Annotated in this window: 16 protein-coding genes and 1 tRNA gene; 5 read left to right on the top strand and 12 right to left on the bottom strand. The window is 37.7% G+C overall.

Translation table 11 applies throughout. The features are described from left to right. Window position 1: 1 nt before the first annotated feature. From ACYVHJ_RS14580 to ACYVHJ_RS14560, 5 genes are all read right to left on the bottom strand, one after another. The gene (locus ACYVHJ_RS14580) at window positions 2–724 is read right to left on the bottom strand and encodes a DUF6438 domain-containing protein (protein ID WP_460515936.1); all 723 of its coding nucleotides are present in this window, start codon (window positions 722–724) and stop codon (window positions 2–4) included. 150 nt (window positions 725–874) lie between these two features. Next, entirely contained in the window at window positions 875–3,016 is a 2,142-nt protein-coding gene (locus ACYVHJ_RS14575; RefSeq protein ID WP_460515934.1) for a KAP family P-loop NTPase fold protein, read from the bottom strand. A 167-nt stretch (window positions 3,017–3,183) separates the two neighbouring features. After that, a complete protein-coding gene (locus tag ACYVHJ_RS14570) occupies window positions 3,184–3,816 on the bottom strand; it encodes a hypothetical protein (RefSeq protein ID WP_460515932.1) in 633 nt (210 codons plus the stop codon). Window positions 3,817–3,827: 11 nt separating this feature from the next. Then, window positions 3,828–4,313 (bottom strand): hypothetical protein, encoded by a 486-nt coding sequence (locus ACYVHJ_RS14565; RefSeq protein ID WP_460515930.1) that lies wholly within the window; start codon window positions 4,311–4,313, stop codon window positions 3,828–3,830. Between the two features lie 660 nt (window positions 4,314–4,973). Further along, entirely contained in the window at window positions 4,974–5,726 is a 753-nt protein-coding gene (locus tag ACYVHJ_RS14560; protein ID WP_460515928.1) for an NRDE family protein, read from the bottom strand. A gap of 148 nt (window positions 5,727–5,874) precedes the next feature. On the opposite strand from ACYVHJ_RS14560, the gene ACYVHJ_RS14555 reads away from it, so the two are divergent. Next, window positions 5,875–6,249 carry a BlaI/MecI/CopY family transcriptional regulator gene (locus tag ACYVHJ_RS14555; RefSeq protein WP_303614955.1) on the top strand — a complete coding sequence of 125 codons (375 nt, stop codon included), beginning with the start codon at window positions 5,875–5,877 and terminating at the stop codon, window positions 6,247–6,249. Beyond that, entirely contained in the window at window positions 6,246–8,006 is a 1,761-nt protein-coding gene (locus ACYVHJ_RS14550; RefSeq protein WP_460515925.1) for a M56 family metallopeptidase, read from the top strand. Before ACYVHJ_RS14555 ends, ACYVHJ_RS14550 begins: the two co-directional genes overlap by 4 nt. A 60-nt stretch (window positions 8,007–8,066) precedes the next feature. Here the strand turns inward: ACYVHJ_RS14550 and ACYVHJ_RS14545 are convergent, their stop codons facing one another. From ACYVHJ_RS14545 to ACYVHJ_RS14535, 3 genes are all read right to left on the bottom strand, one after another. Further along, complete coding sequence (locus ACYVHJ_RS14545; RefSeq protein WP_460515923.1) at window positions 8,067–8,672, bottom strand: hypothetical protein; 606 nt, start codon at window positions 8,670–8,672, stop codon at window positions 8,067–8,069. A gap of 95 nt (window positions 8,673–8,767) precedes the next feature. Next, window positions 8,768–9,775, bottom strand: coding sequence for a phosphotriesterase family protein (locus ACYVHJ_RS14540; protein WP_460515921.1), 1,008 nt, complete (start codon window positions 9,773–9,775; stop codon window positions 8,768–8,770). 1,800 nt (window positions 9,776–11,575) lie between these two features. Continuing rightward, window positions 11,576–11,983, bottom strand: a complete 408-nt coding sequence (locus tag ACYVHJ_RS14535) for a hypothetical protein (RefSeq protein WP_460515919.1) — start codon at window positions 11,981–11,983, stop codon at window positions 11,576–11,578. 843 nt (window positions 11,984–12,826) lie between these two features. On the opposite strand from ACYVHJ_RS14535, the gene ACYVHJ_RS14530 reads away from it, so the two are divergent. After that, the gene (locus ACYVHJ_RS14530) at window positions 12,827–13,510 is read left to right on the top strand and encodes a site-2 protease family protein (protein WP_339903320.1); all 684 of its coding nucleotides are present in this window, start codon (window positions 12,827–12,829) and stop codon (window positions 13,508–13,510) included. 1 nt (window position 13,511) lies between these two features. Here the strand turns inward: ACYVHJ_RS14530 and ACYVHJ_RS14525 are convergent, their stop codons facing one another. The 4 genes from ACYVHJ_RS14525 to ACYVHJ_RS14510 form a co-directional block, all read right to left on the bottom strand. Next, window positions 13,512–14,372, bottom strand: coding sequence for a universal stress protein (locus ACYVHJ_RS14525; RefSeq protein WP_460515917.1), 861 nt, complete (start codon window positions 14,370–14,372; stop codon window positions 13,512–13,514). Window positions 14,373–14,382: 10 nt separating this feature from the next. Continuing rightward, window positions 14,383–16,008, bottom strand: a complete 1,626-nt coding sequence (locus ACYVHJ_RS14520; protein WP_460515915.1) for a BCCT family transporter — start codon at window positions 16,006–16,008, stop codon at window positions 14,383–14,385. A 36-nt stretch (window positions 16,009–16,044) separates the two neighbouring features. Continuing rightward, on the bottom strand, window positions 16,045–17,187 hold the full coding sequence (locus ACYVHJ_RS14515) for a hypothetical protein (RefSeq protein ID WP_460515913.1): 1,143 nt from the start codon (window positions 17,185–17,187) through the stop codon (window positions 16,045–16,047). Between the two features lie 481 nt (window positions 17,188–17,668). Next, window positions 17,669–17,740 (bottom strand) — tRNA-Arg (locus tag ACYVHJ_RS14510). 227 nt (window positions 17,741–17,967) lie between these two features. Between ACYVHJ_RS14510 and ACYVHJ_RS14505 the strand changes: the two genes are divergently transcribed. Then, a complete protein-coding gene (locus ACYVHJ_RS14505) occupies window positions 17,968–18,549 on the top strand; it encodes a 30S ribosomal protein S16 (protein ID WP_303615081.1) in 582 nt (193 codons plus the stop codon). Window positions 18,550–18,563: 14 nt separating this feature from the next. After that, window positions 18,564–19,094 carry a ribosome maturation factor RimM gene (gene rimM / locus ACYVHJ_RS14500; protein WP_460515911.1) on the top strand — a complete coding sequence of 177 codons (531 nt, stop codon included), beginning with the start codon at window positions 18,564–18,566 and terminating at the stop codon, window positions 19,092–19,094. The last annotated feature ends 6 nt before the right edge of the window (window positions 19,095–19,100 follow it).

The raw sequence follows: 19,100 nt of genomic DNA, 5'->3' as shown, positions 1-19,100 counted from the left end.
ATTACTTTAATCCTTTCTTTTTAAGGTGATTCTGAATTAAATGAAATATTGGTTTGATTCTATAAGGGATTTCAAAATCTGTTGTTGAAAAGGAAATTGACTCGTTGTCATTAAAATTAATATCGAATTCTATTAACCATCCATCCATTGCTATTGGAACCCGTTCTGGGTTAAGTCGCTTTATGTTTGACCATTTAAACAGGCTTTCTATTTCCCTGAGCAACTTATCCTCCATTTTACCTTTCCTTATTCCAAGGGTTTGGGTATTGTATTTTCCATTAAAAACCTCAATTCCATCACTTTCTAATCTATAATCAAACTCCCAACATAAGTCCATACATTTATAGGTAGATATTGAGATAGAGTTAATTTTCAAATCTTTATCGTACTCTAATCTTCTTGAGTAGTATTGGTTAACTTCTCCATTTCTTTCAATTTTCAAACTATCCTCTGTAAGATTTAGGATTGTGCATTCTAAAACTCCATCTAATTCATCTGTGATTATGCGATTTTCAACAATCGAATAGGCTCCCTTTACCACTAAGCCAAAATCACTTATTCTATATGCGGTATCATTCTCAAATTTAAGTCCTGACCAATCATAAATCCCCTCAGTATCTTCATATATCTCTATCCATTCTCCTTCAATTGATATTGGTAATTCATTTTCCTTTTTTGGGGAACAATGAATAAAGATGATAAAAATCAATGCTAGGTATTTCATTTTTTATTTGCCACTAACGGTCTAGTATAAGAATAGTAGCGGATTTAAACAGACTAACTTTTCGGTTAAACACTGACCTTTTTTATATTTACCTACTTTAGATTTAGCACTAAAACCGCTATTATTTTTATACATTGTTGTAAGCCGTATTTATTCCACGATTTCCGCCTCTTGAATTCCGTCATCCTTTGAATACCAATGCTCAAACTGTCTTAAAATATTTAAATCTGTTTGATTATTCTCAAAATCAAAAAATTGCACTTTCTCCTTTTCAACTTCTTCCGAATAGTTATCCGATATTATTTTATGTAAATAGTCTTTATCCAATAATTTGGTTAAATATTCATAATGTTCTTTCGTGAAATTTGATTTATACGGTTCAGGATGATTTGTACTAGTTGCAGTTGGTGTCATTGCAACTAATAATTGTTTTAATTGCTCTGCGTCTTTATCAATAAAACCTTTTAGATAAGTTTCTAACTCCTTTGGACTTTCTTCAAACCAAGTAGAAAAGATATAAGATAAATTGTCTGGGAACACCTCAAAAATTGGTTTTTCTCCGCACTCTTCTAACAATCGTGTTCTTAAAATTTTTGCTAGTTCAGTATATTGTTCGTTTGTAAATAGTTTTTCTTCAGGTGTCTTGCCAGAACGCATCCAATTATTTAATGCATATGCAAAATCATAAGGTACGTCCTTACCCATTAGTATTTTTGCAAGTTCAAAAACGTCCTCTTCGCTTTTATGCTTTTTAAGAAGATTGTAAATAAAAATAGCTGCCTGTGATTGCGCACCATCCATACCAAATGCAAAGAATGATTTACTTTTTGGAAATAAATCTCCCATTAAAGAAATTGACAATGATAAGTTCATAGTAGATTTCCAACTCAAGTCTTCTTCGTAAGTTCTGATTTTGAAAAGGAAGGTATCAACAGAGCTATGTTCAATAATTTCTTTAATTTTTTTGGCAGTATCAACTAATTCTGCTTTTTCAACTGAATTTACAAATTCATCAAATGCAACATCTGATAATTCCCCATCAATTACTGCATAAGAAAAGTATCTATTAAAGTAACTAGTTGAAACCACTCTTTTTTCTTTAAGCCATTCTTTATGTCCCTCGTGTTGAAAAGTATTATGAAACGCTTCATTAAGTCTTGGAAATAGCGATTTTAATAGATTTAAAATAGCACCTTTTTCCGCTTTTGATAAATCAGAACCGAGATTGTCTAAATGTTCTGAAAGTTCATCCTTTTTCCCTTTTACACCTTGACCGCCATACGAATGTGATGAATACGATGAAGTAAAATAAATTGAATTATTTTTTATAAATTCATAATGCTTTGGATAAAATATTTTAATTGCTTCCATAAGCATTAAATCAACGTGGTTTACTTCTCCCTTGAGAAGTGGAATAGCAAAGGATAAAGAATTTCCATACCTAACTGCCATTCTTGGTGTAGAAAGCCTTAAAAGAACATTATGAGAGAAAGCTGAAACGAATCGTTGTACTTCTTCTTCATTAAGCTCTAGTTCACTTTCATTTATTGCTTTATCAACAAGTTCAAAGCAATATTTTTTAAGGGCAGCTATTTGTGCTTGAGGAATTTGTAAAGGAACTTGAATGATTTTTTCTAAAAAATTCTGACCAGATTTCTCATTACCAGCACCAAATCTGTCGCCAATAGCTGATGCCACCATTTGTTCATCAAATGATAGAATATAAGTTGTATTGGTAAAATCAGCAGTTAATTTTACAAGTCTGAAAAGCGAGTAAATCTCTTGTTTGTCTAATCTGTCAATATCATCAACGAAAATTACAAGTTTACTCTTGCTTTCTTTAAGAAATTCATCTATTCTATTTTTGAGTTCCTCTAAATCGACATTAGAAAGAGTTTTTCCTACATCCGTTAAATCTTTACCTATAATCGAACCAAAACTGCCATATCTTTCTATAAAACTGCCAAATTTTTCTTTCTTACTATCTAGTTCTTTACCTAGAACTTCAGCAATTTTTTTGAGAAAATTTTTGATTAAAGTTTCTTCATCATTATATCTCCAAGGATTTAGAGAAACTTGCAATATGGTTTCATCTTGATTTAATTCGTTTTGAATAAAATTTAGGACAGATGTTTTTCCTTCTCCCCAAGCTCCGTAAATTCCGATTACTATTCCTTCGTCAGCGTCTCTTTGTTTGATAGTATCAGCAATTCTTTTGGAAAATCCAAATCTCTGGAATCTGTCCTCTTCAGGATTTTCTACTGGTTTGTCCGATGAAAAATTTTTACTCATTATGGATTTCGTATATGGCTTACAACGTTTTCGGGCTTTGCGTTCGGGCGGGTTTCGGAGCACAAAACTGTCAACCTGCACTACACTTGCATAGAAGCACTAAGCTCCAAGTTTGCACTTCACCCCGCCTGACGCAAAACCCGTGTTATCGGCTGGTTTTCTCGTCATTAGTAAGGGCTTTTGTCTGTTTTAATACCAGCCGGCAATTCAAATTCTTTGTCGTCAAGTTTTAATGGCTTTATTTCAGTCGCTATACTTACTAAAGTAAATTGTGCGTTCTCAATAACTGATTTTAAAGGCAAAGCGTTTGATTTAGAAAGATAGTCAAACCAGTTGCCAAATTTGTGATTTGTAAATAGTTTGGTGTCAACAGAAAGGTTGGGATTGAAGTAATATTTCTGAATTCCACTCTTGCAAGTAAGAATTACTTCGTCACATTTATAACCTAATACTTCTGTTACGTTTTTATTGACTTCAACTTTTAATACTTCGTCACCTTGAACGCTGCCGTCATTCCAAAATGCAGTTTCGGAATTAGACATTTTATTATAGAGTTTATTGTTCTTGTTTATGTACAGCTGCCACTGAACCAAAGTCCCATTGGCAATTGATTTGTAATTGCCACCTTTAATTAAATATTCCTGTGTTGAACCCATCATTGAAGTCCATTGTTGGTCTGTCATTTGGGTGTTTTTACTTTTGTAGGTGTTGGAGTAAAAGATTTTACCTTCAAAATTTTGTCCAAAGGTTGTAATTGTTGTTACTGCTGTGATTGTTAAGAATAAGAGAAGTATTTTCATTTATTTATGTTTCATTTTGTTGTTATTAAGTGTGCAATATGTTCGCCTGATTGATTTCCAAGAATAATGAATTCTCTTTTGTTGTTGTCGTAAGTTTCAATTGTCACTCTTCCATCGTGAGGATATGGACCCATTCCAAATTTTTTAGAAGGATTGTAAATGGCTGATTTAATGTCTGACAACTTTATTAAAAAATTCGTCTTATTCGCTTCAACAATACTACCATCAGGTAAATTCAAGTCAGCGATTTTTTCTAAATACTTGTTTTTTAAATAGGAGTAAGGATTTGTCAAGTCGCCTTTGATAGCCATATTAGAGGTTATTTCTCGTGTGAGAATATCCTTACCACCTTCAACGCTTACAAGTCCGTTACCTTGAATGCCAATTAAAAGTCCTTTTGATTTAATTACAAGAAATGTTCTGTTAAGTATCAAATAGTAATACTCCATCGCTACAAAATGATTGTCGACTGTAAGTTCTATGTCTTTTAATTTCATTCTTTGCCTGTTCGTAAATGTTCTTTGTGTCGTTCGCTAAACTTGCCGATAACTTGTTTATAGGCGCAGTTTTATTGCACAATATATCCTTATTTGGTTGACTTTGTGTAGTTTTATTTCACTTTATATTTTTATGTCCATATCCTCTATTGGACTTCGAATCTCTTTAATTTCTCGGTTACTTACATTCCGGAAATCCTTTAACAATCTCTTTTAACTCGAAATCATAGGGGAATTCTAGCCGTATAATAGGCAGCTTTTGAAACCTATCGTTTTTCAAAATAATGGTCTTCCGCATTGGGTTGAAAAAAATATTTACCCCAAGATACAAAATTCAGAATTTTCCTACTACCAAAATCGTTTGAAATTGATTTTAAAAATTCTTTTCCTGCCCACTATAGGGGCTTTTTCCTTCGTTTAAGTCGAAATTGGTGCTTTTATTACGCACGGAAATCCTCATAAATATTGTAACCCCACTGTAGTTTAGAAACTTCCTTTCCATTGAAAGCAATATAGGGGGGCTGCAGCCCAATAAGTATTAAATGCCAAACCAATTAATTTGAAAGGCTTTCTTGCCGTATAGAATAGGATGTAGGTATTCGGTCCAAATTGAACGGATATAATTTTTTATATTTTATTTTTCTTGCAGCGCTTTTTCAATTACCGGCTTACAAAAGTACTTTCATTGATTTCCCGTTCAGGAATGGTGCGTACTTCTTTGATGGAAACGTTCCCATCATAGCCCCAGCACAGGGCTGTGGTATTGACCGTCCCGTAGTAATCATCTACCCGGATAAATTGGGAAGAAATGGTTTGTTCCAACTCTATGGGAATACCGGTATTGGGCAGTAATTCTACTGGTGCTTTTTCCTTTGATTGTAACAATTTTATTAAATCTTCCAGGGAAGGTGTTTTTTGCTCCAAAAGGTTTTTAAGATCGGCTTTGGCAGCTTCTACTTTTGGCCAGGGAGTGTTTAGAAAAGCATTGGAAAGCCCATGGATGCCTGGGATTACCTCTTGAATGCCGCCTCCGTAATTTGAAAACACCATTAATTCTTCCTTTTCAGCTACCAATAAGTTGAAGCCATTGTAATTCTGCTGCGATTTTTCTATTTGCCTCAAATAATCCTTGGGAGATTGGCTTCCATTTAAAAAGTTGGTTACCAATTCGCCCCTGGTCTTGCTCAAAGGCTTGTCGTTTTGGGGGTCTCTATAATTGGTTAGGGCGGCAAATTTACCATTGGTATGAAAACCCATCCAAGTGCCTCCTCCTTTTAAATCCTTTCCGGCATAGATGCCATTGTCCCATTGGTGGAGGCCTTTGGTCGGACGATTAAAGTATTCATCCCTATTGGCAACCATGATAAGTTTGTATTTGGGATGTTGATTCCAGCTAAATGTCAGTAAGCACATGGCGTAAAATTAACCAGCTCCCCTCGCAAAGGGAAAACCAATCCAAATTATTTTTAACTATATTTAATTACGATTAAAATCGTATATAATTTGTAATTACGAATTTTGTCGTATATATTTGATACGAAATAAATCGTATAACAATACTATGGACAAGCCCACAGCAGCAGAATTAGAAATATTGGCCATTCTCTGGGAAAAAAAGCAAGCAAGTGTTCGGCAGGTGCACGAAGAATTGTCTTTGACCAAGGAAACAGGCTATACGACAACATTAAAAATCATGCAAAACATGCATGCCAAGGGATTGCTGGCAAGAGACGAGGAGAAAAGAAGTCACATATACAGTGCTTTGATCTCCCAAGAAGATACCCAGCAGTCTTTGGTTAAAAATTTTATAGGAAAAGCATTTGGAGGATCAGCCAAGAAGTTGGTCATGCAAGCCTTGGGTCAGAGCGAGCCCTCTAAGGAGGAGATCAAAGAGATTCGTGCGTTTTTGGATAAAATAGAAAATGATTCACAATGAATACCGAATGGATTGTATCGCACTTTGCTGAAGCTTTGGGATGGACACTGGCCCATTCACTTTGGCAGCTGCTCGTCGTAGCGGCAGGGATGTGGTTGCTTTTTAGGTTTAAAGCCTTAAATAGTCCACAAAAAAAGTACATGCTTGGTTTAGCCGGCTTGGCTTTGATGTGCTGCTTCTTTGTCGGGACATTTTTAATGGAATTGCAGTCCATTCAAAGTAAAGGGCTTGAAGCTCCGGCTATCAGCAGTCAGCTACAAGCAGATGTTCAGCCTGTAGCAAACGAATTGCTTTGGTCGGCTTATTTATCAGAAAGAATAGCATACCTTTTGCCTTACTTGGTTTATTTCTGGGTAATTGGTGTTGTATTTTATTTTGTGAGGCATTTGGGGAATTTTGTTGCTTTGAAGCAATTAAAGGCAAGGTCGCATAATAATGTCCCCCAAAATATCCTTCAGCGTGTTCAAAAAATAAAGACCAAGTATGATTTAAGCTTTCCGGTTGAATTCCGGCTAAGTTCGGAAATCACTGTACCCATAACCTATGGAATGTTTAAACCAATAGTCTTGCTTCCCCTAGCTTTGATCATGCAATTGTCTCCGGTACAGTTGGAGGCCATAATTGCCCATGAGTTGGCGCATATCCGTAGGTATGATTTTACTGTCAACCTGATGCAGTCTGTTTTGGAAATCTTGTTTTTTTATCATCCGGCCTTTTGGTGGGTCAATGGATTGGTGAAAGAAGCAAGAGAACATATTGCAGATGATATCGCTATTCAGGCCGGAGTAAAAGCAATCGATTTGGCCAATGCTTTGGCTATAGTCGCCAACGATGCTGTGGAGCAATCCCCTGAATTGGCCATTGCAGCCCATTCATCCAATTTCCCATTACTCAATAGAATCAAAAGGATGCTGGGCAATGAGCCTGCCCGTTTTTCCAATTCACCTTTAATCACTAAAACAATGATACTTACCCTAATATTTAGCGCCATTCTATTTATCGGCAATGCCAATGAGGTTAAAAAAACCCAGGAACGCTGGGTTTCCACAGCCTTGGAATCAAAATTTGATGATAATACTTACTTTTTGATGGATACCTTGCCACAGTCCATTGAAGTGGAAGATACTGTGATTATCATCAATAAAAATGTAGATGTAGACCTTGATCATGATGTTTCGGAAGATGTAGAAGTAGTCATTCATTCGAATAATAAGGTAACAACGACTATTCACTCAGTAGTTTCGGATAGTTTGCCTTTACCGCAACAACCGCCTGTGTTGAATTTAAGCCCGGCTCCGATTGCTAATTTTAGTCCGCCCGTGTTTAACGATAGCTTGGCTCACTTTACCCATAACATTATGGGTGGTTTTGGAGACAGTATTCAAGTATATGCAAGAAATATAGTGATGCTGCAGGGGGATACCTCCGTTTTGTCACAGGAACAAAAGAAAAAGCTTGAGCGGAAAATGGAGTTGCTGCAACAGAAAATGGAGAAATCCCAAAAGGTGTTCGAGGAAAAAATGAAAGCCTGGGAAAAAGAATTTCAGCCTAAAATGAAGGAGTTTGAGCAAAAAATGGAAGCCTGGCAGAAAGAGAACGAGCCTAAAATAAAAGAATTTGAAAAGAAAATGGAAGTTTGGGCCGCGGAAAATGCAGAAAAGATGGAATCCTGGGCCAAGGCATATTCAGAAAAAATTGAAGCATGGGAGAAAGAGAAGAAATTGAAAGCAAAAGAATATTGGGAAAAGGAACAATAGATTTGCCCTTTAATAGATAATGTAATCCTTAGTCATGAGATATTTTCTTATGACTGGGGATTATTTTTTTACTACATTTTCCAAAATAAAAGCAGGATAGCTGCAACAGTTTTCTGCGGTCATCCTCGGGTGGATTGGTGTTTTTCTGGCAATTTCAAGAAGCTTTTCCGGGGTAGGGAAGCCTGAAATTTCCAAGGCAAAAGTATAATGGTTTGTAGCTTCAATTTTGATTTCTGTATATTCGATTTGAATTTCCTGCGGAGGGTTTGAGAAATTGGAAATAACATTAAATGCTTGGTCAAGGCTTGTCAGCCAGCGTTTCTTTATAATGGGTAAACCGGTTAATTTACTTTCAGTTTTGGGTAATTTTTCCAACGTCCATTTGTCCCAGGCTTCAAACTTACCGGGCAAAGGCTGGGATTCCGGGAGAGGGATGGTCCATTCCTGTCTTTGTTTTACTTCGTAAATATCATCCCTAACCTTAAGCCCCAGATCCGGCCTGTCTGCCATTGGAAAGTAAGTGTCTGTACGGGTTTCCGGTTTATTTTTATACAATGAAAGCTCTTTTACGAAATTCACTAGTTCCTCAATTGGAGAACTGAAGAACCATCGGATTTCAATGGTAGAATATAGCGGTTGTTGGGGGACAAGTTTGGGTGTGTCCATGAGGTAATTTGATTGCGATTAGTGATTTTGGATTTTCTTGCAAGTATTTTTAATGCCTAACAAAGAAATTCAGACTTTTTCACTTGCGTTACCCTTCATTTTGTTTTTCTGATTTTGATAGAGAAAGCCTTTGAAGGGTTTGTGCTTAACAGCAGCTGAATGTCTTCCTCTGTAAAGTTCTGGGCTTTCAAAGCAGGAATAAGTTGGCTGAAAATATTGGTATAGCCCTTTATGCTTTGCTGGTCTTTTTGAGGATCGTACCATCCTGCATCATGGGAAATCAAAATACGGTCCAAAAAATCGTTCTCTTTGGCATAAACTATTTTTTCTAAATGCTTTTCAAGGTCCCAACCCAGGCCATCAAGGCTAATCCAGCACCCCTTATCTGCTGCTTTAAGGAAGGCTTCCGGGTTGGTCTCTGACTGTGCATGTACCCAGATAAAGGCTTTGGGAGAAACCTGAAGTTCATTTAGTATCGCCAATTGTGGCCACAAACCTTTGGCTGTTCCGGTATGGGAAGCAATGGTCAAGCCTGTTTCCAGATGAGTTAGGGCAGCAGCTTTTACCAGCTTGCTGTGCATAAGGCTTAAAGGATCCGAATTGTCAACTCCAATTTTAATAAAACCGGGGTGGATGGAACTCCCGTCTATGCCATCAGTAAACTCCTTTATCCACATGTCCGACAATTCTTTGGCCGTCAATTTTTTTGCAAAATCCGGAATAAATTGGTTGTTACTTGCTCCGTACAAGCCTGTATTGGTAAGGATCTTTAGTCCGGTTCTTTGGGCAATCTTTTCAAGCAATAATACATCTCTTCCAAGATAGTTAGGAGTTGCGTCTACAAAGTAACTGACATTGTATGGCTTCAACTCCTCCAAATAGGGTGTCATTTCATCTATTACCAATTCATGGTTCCAGTTACTTGAGGATATGCTATCTGCCCCGATAAAATCCACCAAAATATGTTCATGAGTTAGCCAAATTTCATTGGCTGTGGGTTGTTGTTTTCCTGACAGACTTTGGATTACCGCATTATTGCGCTGGATGGAGCATCCGCTAATGATCCAAAATGAAAAAAATGTGATTTTTAGAGCGTTGTTCATGGTTTGTTTTCTTATGCTGAGGTAAAGCTATTCTGGCTTGTTTGGTTAAACCTATATTCTAAAATATCGATTAGTTGGGATAATTAATTGATTTCGGATGGTTTTTATCTCTGTTTCTCCTAAAAACAGGCTGGAATACGGGTGAAAATGCTTGTTTTCATTCCCAAGGTAGATGTGTTTTGAAGGCAAGAAATGTCACTTTATTTGTCAAATCGAGGTTGTGTGTTTTATTTATTACAAATCTTTTAATTAGGGTTGATTTTAGAAGTGTTGAATTAATGAAAATATAACAAAATAATATGTTTAATAAATATAGTGTAAAAATATGCATTTATTGTTGCCGTAATTTTAACTTATTAATCTTTTTATTACCTTTGACATATCAAACAAAGACAAAAGGTCTTTGGGTAGTAAAGGGAAGCTTTATTACTGATATATACTGTAGGATGATGAAACTGGCAGACATGCCCTCCTGTCTCGGGGGTGGAGATCACAGGATAAAGAAGATATCGAGCTCGTATTTTTCCTAACTGCTCCGTGGAGGTTCGACTCCTTCTCCTACAGCAGGTTATTTTGGGTTTATTGTTAATTGACTAAAGCTATGAGATTTTATTTCATAGCTTTTTTTTTGTTTGTGGATCTTCTAAGTGATTTTGTCAGCATTGTTGCAGAAAAAAAAGCAACAATACCGCCAAAATCAAGGTATGCTTTTTAATTATATCCCGAGGGCTGACACCCTCGGCTATAATATTTTCACCCTTTCAGGGTTTGGGTTTTTGCGTGAATAATATGAACTGAGTTCGCCTAAAAATTTTGAAAAAATCGTCCTTCCAAGAATTAACATTTAAAAACGCAGCAATCATGATGACAGCATTCAATTAAAAAGAGCATTTTTACTTTTTTGCTGTAGGCCTGCCCTGATGCGAAGCGGTCAGGGCCTGTCCTGATGCGAAGCGGTCAGGGCCTGCCCTGAAGCGTAGCAACTCAGTGGTCAAAAAAGTAAGGAACCTGTCCTGAAGCGGAGCAACTCAGTGGCCTGTCCTGAAGCGGAGCAACTCAGTGGCCTGTCCTGAAGCGGAGCAACTCAGTGGCCTGTCCTGAAGCGGAGCTAGTCAGGAGAAAACCCCACCGCTGAGTATCTTTTCGACTAAAATTTAAGGCCTCCCGCACACAGGCAAACTCCTTAGTTTTTGGTTATAATGTTTGTGTTGTTTTTTAATGTTAACTAAACCAAAAACTTCGTCAAACAGGGCCTGTGCCCTTGCCTTCTCATCTTAAATTTCTTAACGCCGAAAATCTACAAGGCGGAAGTTAATATATTCGTCATTCCGAGACTTTGCGGGGGGCATGCGGGAAGGAAGGCGAAGGAATCTCAACATTTGGGAGACTGGCGCACCCTTTCCCACCTCAAAAACCCGTAAAAGAGTTCGAAGCGTTTGTTTTCGATAAGATTTTGTCAGCATTGTTGCAGAAAAAAAAGCAACAATACCGCCAAAATCAAGACGTACATCTAACTCATTTCCCGAGGGTTGATACCCTCGGCTACAAAAATGACACTCCTAGGGAGTTTTGGATTTATGGTCAGAGAGTTTCCATATCGATATCCGTAGTTTTTCTTGAAAGCATAACCTATTAGGTTTTATCGGCCTTCAAAGGTTATGGTTTTTGGAGCAGGGTGGAGGGCGTTAAGAAAATGAGTTAGCTCCCATAAGGAGATCCACTCATTTTTAGCCTGAAACCTTGATTCAAAAATCAAATGATGGCTACGTAAGAGGAATCTCATCTCTGAACAATAACCCATCATTTGAAATAAGATTTGACAGCCTTGACTTTTTTGGTTCGTTTTTGTGTTAAGCCTGCCCTGAAGCGTAGCAACTCAGGGCCTGCCCTGATTTTTAACTCACTCAGGGCCTGCCCTAAGCGAGACAACTCAGGGGGAAAAATAAACAGGTAGAAATTTGGATAACTATGGGCGAAAGTGATTTTGTCAGCATTGTTGCAAAAAAAAGCAACAATACCGCCAAAATCAAGACGTACATATAACTCATTTCCCCAGGGTTGATACCCTCGGCTACAAAAATGACACTTCTCCGGAGTTTGGGAGACGTTGAAGTCGGAGATTTTTATCTCGGCTTCTCTTAAAAATAGGCTGGAATACGGGTGAAAATGCTTGTTTTCATTCCCAAGGTAGATGTGTTTTGAAGGCAAGAAATGTTACTTTATTTGTCAAATCGAGGTTGTGTGTTTTATTTATTACAAATCTTTTAATTAGGGTTGATTTTAGAAGTATTGAATTAATGAAAATAAAACAAATTAATATGTTTAATAAATATAGTGTAAAAATATGCATTTATTGTTGCCGTAATTTTAACTTATTAATCTTTTTATTACCTTTGATATATCAAACAAAGACAAAAGGTCTTTGGTAGTAAAGGGAAGCTTTATTGCTGATATATACTGTAGGATGATGAAACTGGCAGACATGCCCTCCTGTCTCGGGGGTGGAGATCACAGGATAAAGAAGATATCGAGCTCGTATTTTTCCTAACCGCTCCGTGGAGGTTCGACTCCTTCTCCTACAGCAGGTTATTTTGGGTTTATTGTTAATTGACTAAAGCTATGAGATTTTATTTCATAGCTTTTTTGTTGCAGATTCACTAGGTGATTTTGTCAGGATTGTTGCAAAAAGGAGCAACAATACCGCCAAAATCAAGGTATGCTTTTTCATTGTATTCCGAGGGCTGACACCCTCGGCTATTATTTTGTCGCCCCTTCAGGGCTCGGGGTTTCGGCAGGGAGAATATCCGTTTTTATCGATTTTGTTTTCGTTATGATTTTGTCAGGATTGTTGCAAAAAGGAGCAACAATACCGCCAAAATCAAGACGTACCTATACCTAATTTCTCGAGGGTTGATGCTCTTGGCTAACATATTGTCATACCCTTTGGGAATTAGGGGTTTGGTGGAATTATTATTGTGCCTTTTTTATTTTTTTTTCGGCATGATTTGTGGTTTTTGGAAGGGGAAAAGACAATTAACCAAGACCAAGAGCATGTTTGAAATTAGCGATCTACCTAAATTCTTTTTGGCATTTTTTCTGGTGTTGCCAATTATATCAATTCTACATGAAGGAGGGCACGTATTTTTTGCCTGGTTAATGGGTGGTAAGAACGTAAAAATAAGTGTGGGTTCAGGAAAACCAATTGTTAATTTGGGAATGCTTGAGGTTCGCAAATACTATTTTTGGTACGGGGTCTGTACATTTGAGAATTTAAAAAGAAAGCAAAAATGGAGCAATATACTGATCTTTGGTGGGGGGAGTATCTTCAATATTGTAGGGATAATATTGGTGTTATTTCTGATAAAGCAAGGGTTGATAAGTGAAAGTATGTTCACTTATCAGTTCACTTATTTCTCATTCTATTATGTTTTTTTTGCCATGCTTCCAATGCCTTACCCCGGGGGAAATTACAGTGATGGCAAAGTGATATTGGATCTTATAAAAGGAAAGTCTACCATCATTAAAGAAAGGGTAATTACTGTAAAGCGGGATGGGGAGAAGGAGCAATGGCAGGTGTTAAGTGATGATGGGGGCTTGGTTCAAGTGTTTAAAAATGAAAAGGAGGCTTACGATAAAGCAAGGGCTATAGCAGTAAGGGCTAAGCCAAGTAAAATAATTTTTCATCAAGAAGGGGAGGAAAAAGAAGTTCACAATTTCCCGAAGGTTCCATTATAGGTTATTTCGCAACCCATAATGGAACTCCATAATTCGCATTGAAAAGTTCTTCAGTTACGCTTCCAATTGCAAAAGGTGAAAATGTATTCCCTCCTTTGTCTGCCACCACCATAAGGTCAGCATTTGATTTTTTTATATTGGCAATGATTTTTTGTGCCGTACCGGATTCTCTGCCGTGAAAAACCAGAGGTTCAATAGACTCGGGATAAGCCGTTTTTCTTATGTACTTTTCTATTTTTTCTTTCATGTGTTTTTCTACTTTTGGCGCCATAAATTCCGGTGAAACATATGGGGAAAACTGCAAGGGCACACTGTAAACATGAACTAGTTTGAGTGATGTTTTTTCTTTTTCATATAAAGCCTCGGTTACTTGAAACACCTTGCGAGATTCGGGAGAAAAATCTGTTCCGGCCCAAATCGTTTCAATTTTGAATTTTGCAAGGCGAGGGATCGCTAGTACATCACACCTTAGCAGTTTTAGTAATTTGCTACTTACTAAGCCTGTACCTTTTTCATGTTTTTTGTTGCCTACCAAAACAAGTTGGATCCCGTATTTGTCTACAACATATTTGATTAAGGATTCACTGTAAGGGTCTTCAGAAATTAATACTTCAGAAGGGATATCTGAACTAAAGTGCTCCTGAACTTTTTCATTCAATTCATCTCCAATTACCTCATCAAGGTTTATCTCCTTCAATTGTTCTTCAAAGAGTTCTGAAATGTCATATTTTTTAATGTTGTGAACAAAATAAACTTTTTCAGCCTTTAATTTTTCAGCAAGAAATGAGCTGTATTGGATCAGTACCTCATCTAAGTCTGAAAGGTCTAGTGCTACAAGTATGTTCTTATATTCCTTTTTCATAACCGATTCTTTATTGATTGGGTTTTGTTTTTTCCGAACTGCGTTTTTTAATGATATCTGCCAGCCTTTCTTCATAGCTTTCCCATTCCTTTTGGGCTTTTCGCTCTTCAGATTGTTGCTTTTCATCTTTTAGGGCAATGTATAAGGAATAGCACATAAATAGGAGAATAAAGGCAAAAGGAAGACCTGTAGCTATAGATGCTGTTTGTAAGGCTTGTAGACCGCCGCCAATTAGAAGGACTGCTGCTACAGCGCCTTCGGTAAGTGCCCAGAAAATTCTTTGTCCTACAGGTGCATCAATTTTTCCTCCTGAGGTAAGGCTGTCTACCACCAAAGATCCTGAATCTGATGAAGTGATAAAAAATCCGGCAATCAAGATAACTCCTATCACATTTAGAATGACCGCAAAAGGGTAGTTTTCCAAGAAAACAAACAAAGCTGTCGCTACATTATCTTCTACGGCATTCAGTATGGTAGGATCTCCTGATAATGCTTGCTGAATGGATGTGCTTCCAAAAGCAGTGATCCAGAAAAAAGTAATGAGTGAAGGGACAAATAGTACACCCAGGATAAATTCTTTAATGGTTCGACCCTTGCTAATTCTGGCAATAAACATGCCTACAAATGGAGACCAGGCTATCCACCAGCCCCAGTAAAAAACAGTCCATGCATTTTGCCAGTTATTCCCTGTATAGCTTTCTGTCCAGGTGGCAATTTCCAGAAAACTGTAAAGGTAATTGCCGGTGTTTTGAACAAATGACTGAAAGATGAAAATCGTAGGCCCCAGAATAACTACCAGTGCCAGTAAGAGCACTGCTATCCTCATGTTCCACTCGCTTAAGAATTTCACGCCCTTGTCTACTCCCAAAACAACAGAAACTGTTGCGATAAGTGTAATGCCTGCTATTAGAGAGACCTGTGTGACAATCCCACTACTGATTCCGAATACATGGGCCAAGCCTGCTGCAATCTGTTGTACGCCCAAGCCTAAGGAAGTGGCAAGCCCAAAGAGGGTGGCTAAAACAGCAAAAATGTCAATAAGATCTCCCCATTTTCCATAGATTTTGTTTCCCATGATAGGATAAAAAACGGAGCGGATTGTCAGGGGAAGTCCGTGAGAATAGGTGAAATAGGCTAAGGATAAACCTACTAAAGCATATACTCCCCAGGCATGAAATCCCCAATGTAAAAATGTAAAATTCATGGACTCCTGAGCGGCAAAAGGTGTCCCCCCTTCCGTTAGTGGTGGTGTCATAAAATGGGTAACCGGCTCAGCTATGCTCCAAAACAACAGTCCTATGCCCATTCCTGCGCTGAAAAGCATGGCAAACCAAGAGAGGGTTTTGAACTCGGGTCTGGCATCTTTGCCGCCTATTCTTATCTCGCCATATTTACTAAAGGCTAGATATATAACGAAAATCAAAAATACATTTACACACAGGATAAAGAACCAACCTACTGTGTTGGAAATAAAACTTTGGATTTCATTAAAATAGTATTCTGCTTGCTCCCTGAAAATAAGGGTAAGCGCTATGCTTACAATAATGAAAATGGTAGAGGTAAAAAATACCGGTCCATTTACATCCAATCCCATGATTGATTTTCTTTCATCGCTTCTTAATATCTTCTTAGCCATACAGTATTTGTTTATTACTAGTAATGTTTTCTGATTCTAAAAATAGTATCCAATATTGACGTTGAATCTGGCTTCCCAGCCTGCTTCAGGCGTTCCCCTGCTAAAATCGTCAACAAAATTTCCTCCCAGCCAGGAATGATTCAAGCCGGCAGCATAATCAATATAAGTATAAATATTTCCCGCAGTGATTAACAATCCGGTCACATTCATAATTGAGTCATCAAAATCCTCCTTTTTCTTCTGCATGTATCCGAAATCGTTGTAAATCTTTAAAGAGGAAATTGGATCCCATTCTACGGGTATATTTCGGGCAATGGTAAAGGTATAAATATTAAAGTCAGCAGCCACATTATAGGCTGCTCCATAGGCTGCCATTGAAATCTCGTCCCTTGAAATACCTGCGGCATTTGCCGGGTTATTGGAAATGTTCATGGCTTCTGTTTTGATGTTCCAGTCATTATAAGTGAGTTCGTAGTGTATCGCCAGTCCATAATGATTGCCTGTTTCTTCCGTGTCTAAATTAAAAAGTCGTCCGTATTGGCCTGAGACACCAAGCCTATGCTTTAGTTGCTTGCCAAATTTATAAATGAATTTACCATTCAATTGGTTGAACTCTTTGTTTCTCCCTGCCACATCATACGCATACCTGCTGTGCGTAATTTCAGTGGTGTTTCCAAAACGTGTTTCTTCTGCATTTTTAAAAAAGGCCAATTGGTATTCCACCTTATCTCCAGTGTGCCTGTATTTTATACCCATGTCATGGTCATCTTCTAGTCCTACATAATAAGGTAGGTTGAAAAACCAATTGTTGGAGTTGTATTGCTGAATTCCAAAAGGCACCTGAGTTAGCCCTAGTTGGATTTCATTGGTTTCATCAAAATGGTACCCAAACCAACCTTGTTTAAGCATTCCGCCACCAAAAGCATTGCTATACAATCGGTATTCAGCATTGAGGTTAATGCCTTTATAGGCGGCCTTTGCATTTATTCGGAATAAATCATATCCAAACTCTCCTCCTCTTCTTTTTTGAGCAGGCTTCCAGGAGGATAGGTTGTAATTAAACCTCAATGCTCCGCCTATGGCTACTTCAGGTACTTCCTGTGCATCTGCGGTATATAAGGTTGTTTCTACCATAAAAATAAAGGATAAAAGTATAAGGTATTTAAATTCTATTGGCATCGTGTTATTAATTACCCTGTGGGTCTTGAATTCTAGAAAGGTATTTCCTTTAATTGAATAAAAATTATTTTCATACATTAAGATTAGACCAATGATAAGCTGTATCAGAAAGGGCTAGGTATTGCTTATTATTATAAAGGTATATCATTGTTTTTTTGTGACTTAGAAGCAGGACTGAATTTTTCACATCCTAATGTTTCAATTTTGCTTAACCCGCAATTACTTTGCCATTCATCGGATTGCTATTTTAAATTTTAAATAATTTTAAACCGGTAACTTTAATAGTTTGGCTTAGAAAGAGGAGCTATTTTTCTTATAAGACAAAAGAAAAATTGGTAGTTAGACTTATAGTAATTTGCTAGGTCTGGTTAATAGGACGATTGCTTACGGCTATGGATCTTACGCTAAAAAAGGAGGCTTTTTAATTTTGATGGGTAGAAAAAGAAAAACCCCAAATACTGAAAGTATAAGGGGTTTAATGTAGCCTCGGCAAGAATCGAACTTGCATCTAAAGTTTAGGAAACTTCTATTCTATCCATTGAACTACGAGGCTAATTATTTGTTAAGAAAGGGAACCCAATTGATTTGCAGGGTTTTAACCTGGATAGGCCTGGTCTTTGGGATCTTTTTCCCTTAAAAACACCGCAATTTAAACCATTATTTTTCTATTACGCAAATAAAATTTAGTCTTATTGTTCTTTTTGATATTATTACCTTATCTTTGCAGTCCAAAAATTAACGATGGACGGGATCCATCAATTAACTAAAAGTCAATATAATATGGCAGTAAAAATCAGATTAGCACGTAGAGGTCGTAAAAAAATGGCCATCTATGATGTAGTAATTGCTGATGCTAGGGCTCCACGAGATGGACGCTTTATCGAGAAAATCGGGTCTTACAACCCAAATACTGACCCTGCATCCATTAATATCAACAACGACCGAGCGTTGAAATGGTTGATGAATGGTGCGCAACCAACCGATACTGTGAAGGCGATGCTTTCCTATCGTGGCGTCATGTTGAAAAAACACCTTCAAGTGGGTGTTGTAAAAGGTGCAATTACGCAAGAGCAAGCGGATGAAAAATTCCAATCTTGGTTAGAAGGCAAAGAGAAAGCCATTTCTAGCAAAGTAGAGAAGATTCAATCTGCTAAAGAGAGCGTTAAAAAAGCAGCATTGGAAGCAGAAACTGCTAAAAACCAAGCTCGTCTTGACGCAATCAAAGAAAGAGAAGATGCAGCCAAAGCTGCAGCTGAGGCTGAAGCCAAAGCCGCTGAAGAAGCTGCTGCTCCTGCAGAAGAAGCGCCAGCTGAAGGAGAAGCTCCTGCAGCCGGAGAAGAAGCATCAGAAGACAAAGCATAAACTGATCTACAGCCATGAACAAAGACAATTGTTTCCAATTGGGCCATATTGCCAAAGTTCATGGGCTACATGGAGAGGTTATACTAGTGCTGGATGTTGATTATCCCGATGACTATGAAGGTCTAGGACATGTATTTGTGGAGAATGGTAACAGGTTGGTTCCTTATATTTTGGAGCACATGGTACCACAGCCCAATAACAGGTTTTTAGCCAAGTTTGAGGAATTTGATCATGTAGACAAAGTAAAACCCATGGTTGGTTCGGCTTTATACCTGCCGGTTACCGCGCTCCCGGAACTTGATGAGGACCAGTATTATTTTCACGAATTGGTGGATTTTCTGGTTGTAGACGAGGAACTTGGGGAGTTGGGGAAAGTTAAGGTGATCTATGATATGGAGACCCAAGACTTGATTGGTATGGAATACAAAGACAGAGAAGTACTCATTCCTTTAAAGGATGGGATCATACAAAAAGTAGATAAGGCAGAGAAAAAAGTTTTCTGTCGCTTGCCTGAGGGCTTGATTGACATTTATCTGGAAGATTGATAGCTG

Source organism: Cyclobacterium sediminis (assembly GCF_054781075.1).
Note: the sequence above shows the minus strand (reverse complement) of the source record. Positions and strands in the feature narration are given on the sequence as shown.

Excerpts from the sequence above, each read along its gene's own strand:
- ACYVHJ_RS14580 (WP_460515936.1), bottom strand. The coding sequence starts at position 724 with ATGAAATACCTAGCATTGATTTTTATCATCTTTATTCATTGTTCCCCA.
- ACYVHJ_RS14575 (WP_460515934.1), bottom strand. The coding sequence starts at position 3,016 with ATGAGTAAAAATTTTTCATCGGACAAACCAGTAGAAAATCCTGAAGAG.
- ACYVHJ_RS14570 (WP_460515932.1), bottom strand. The coding sequence starts at position 3,816 with ATGAAAATACTTCTCTTATTCTTAACAATCACAGCAGTAACAACAATT.
- ACYVHJ_RS14565 (WP_460515930.1), bottom strand. The coding sequence starts at position 4,313 with ATGAAATTAAAAGACATAGAACTTACAGTCGACAATCATTTTGTAGCG.
- ACYVHJ_RS14560 (WP_460515928.1), bottom strand. The coding sequence starts at position 5,726 with ATGTGCTTACTGACATTTAGCTGGAATCAACATCCCAAATACAAACTT.
- ACYVHJ_RS14555 (WP_303614955.1), top strand. The coding sequence starts at position 5,875 with ATGGACAAGCCCACAGCAGCAGAATTAGAAATATTGGCCATTCTCTGG.
- ACYVHJ_RS14550 (WP_460515925.1), top strand. The coding sequence starts at position 6,246 with ATGAATACCGAATGGATTGTATCGCACTTTGCTGAAGCTTTGGGATGG.
- ACYVHJ_RS14545 (WP_460515923.1), bottom strand. The coding sequence starts at position 8,672 with ATGGACACACCCAAACTTGTCCCCCAACAACCGCTATATTCTACCATT.
- ACYVHJ_RS14540 (WP_460515921.1), bottom strand. The coding sequence starts at position 9,775 with ATGAACAACGCTCTAAAAATCACATTTTTTTCATTTTGGATCATTAGC.
- ACYVHJ_RS14530 (WP_339903320.1), top strand. The coding sequence starts at position 12,827 with ATGTTTGAAATTAGCGATCTACCTAAATTCTTTTTGGCATTTTTTCTG.
- ACYVHJ_RS14525 (WP_460515917.1), bottom strand. The coding sequence starts at position 14,372 with ATGAAAAAGGAATATAAGAACATACTTGTAGCACTAGACCTTTCAGAC.
- ACYVHJ_RS14520 (WP_460515915.1), bottom strand. The coding sequence starts at position 16,008 with ATGGCTAAGAAGATATTAAGAAGCGATGAAAGAAAATCAATCATGGGA.
- ACYVHJ_RS14515 (WP_460515913.1), bottom strand. The coding sequence starts at position 17,187 with ATGCCAATAGAATTTAAATACCTTATACTTTTATCCTTTATTTTTATG.
- ACYVHJ_RS14505 (WP_303615081.1), top strand. The coding sequence starts at position 17,968 with ATGGCAGTAAAAATCAGATTAGCACGTAGAGGTCGTAAAAAAATGGCC.
- rimM (WP_460515911.1), top strand. The coding sequence starts at position 18,564 with ATGAACAAAGACAATTGTTTCCAATTGGGCCATATTGCCAAAGTTCAT.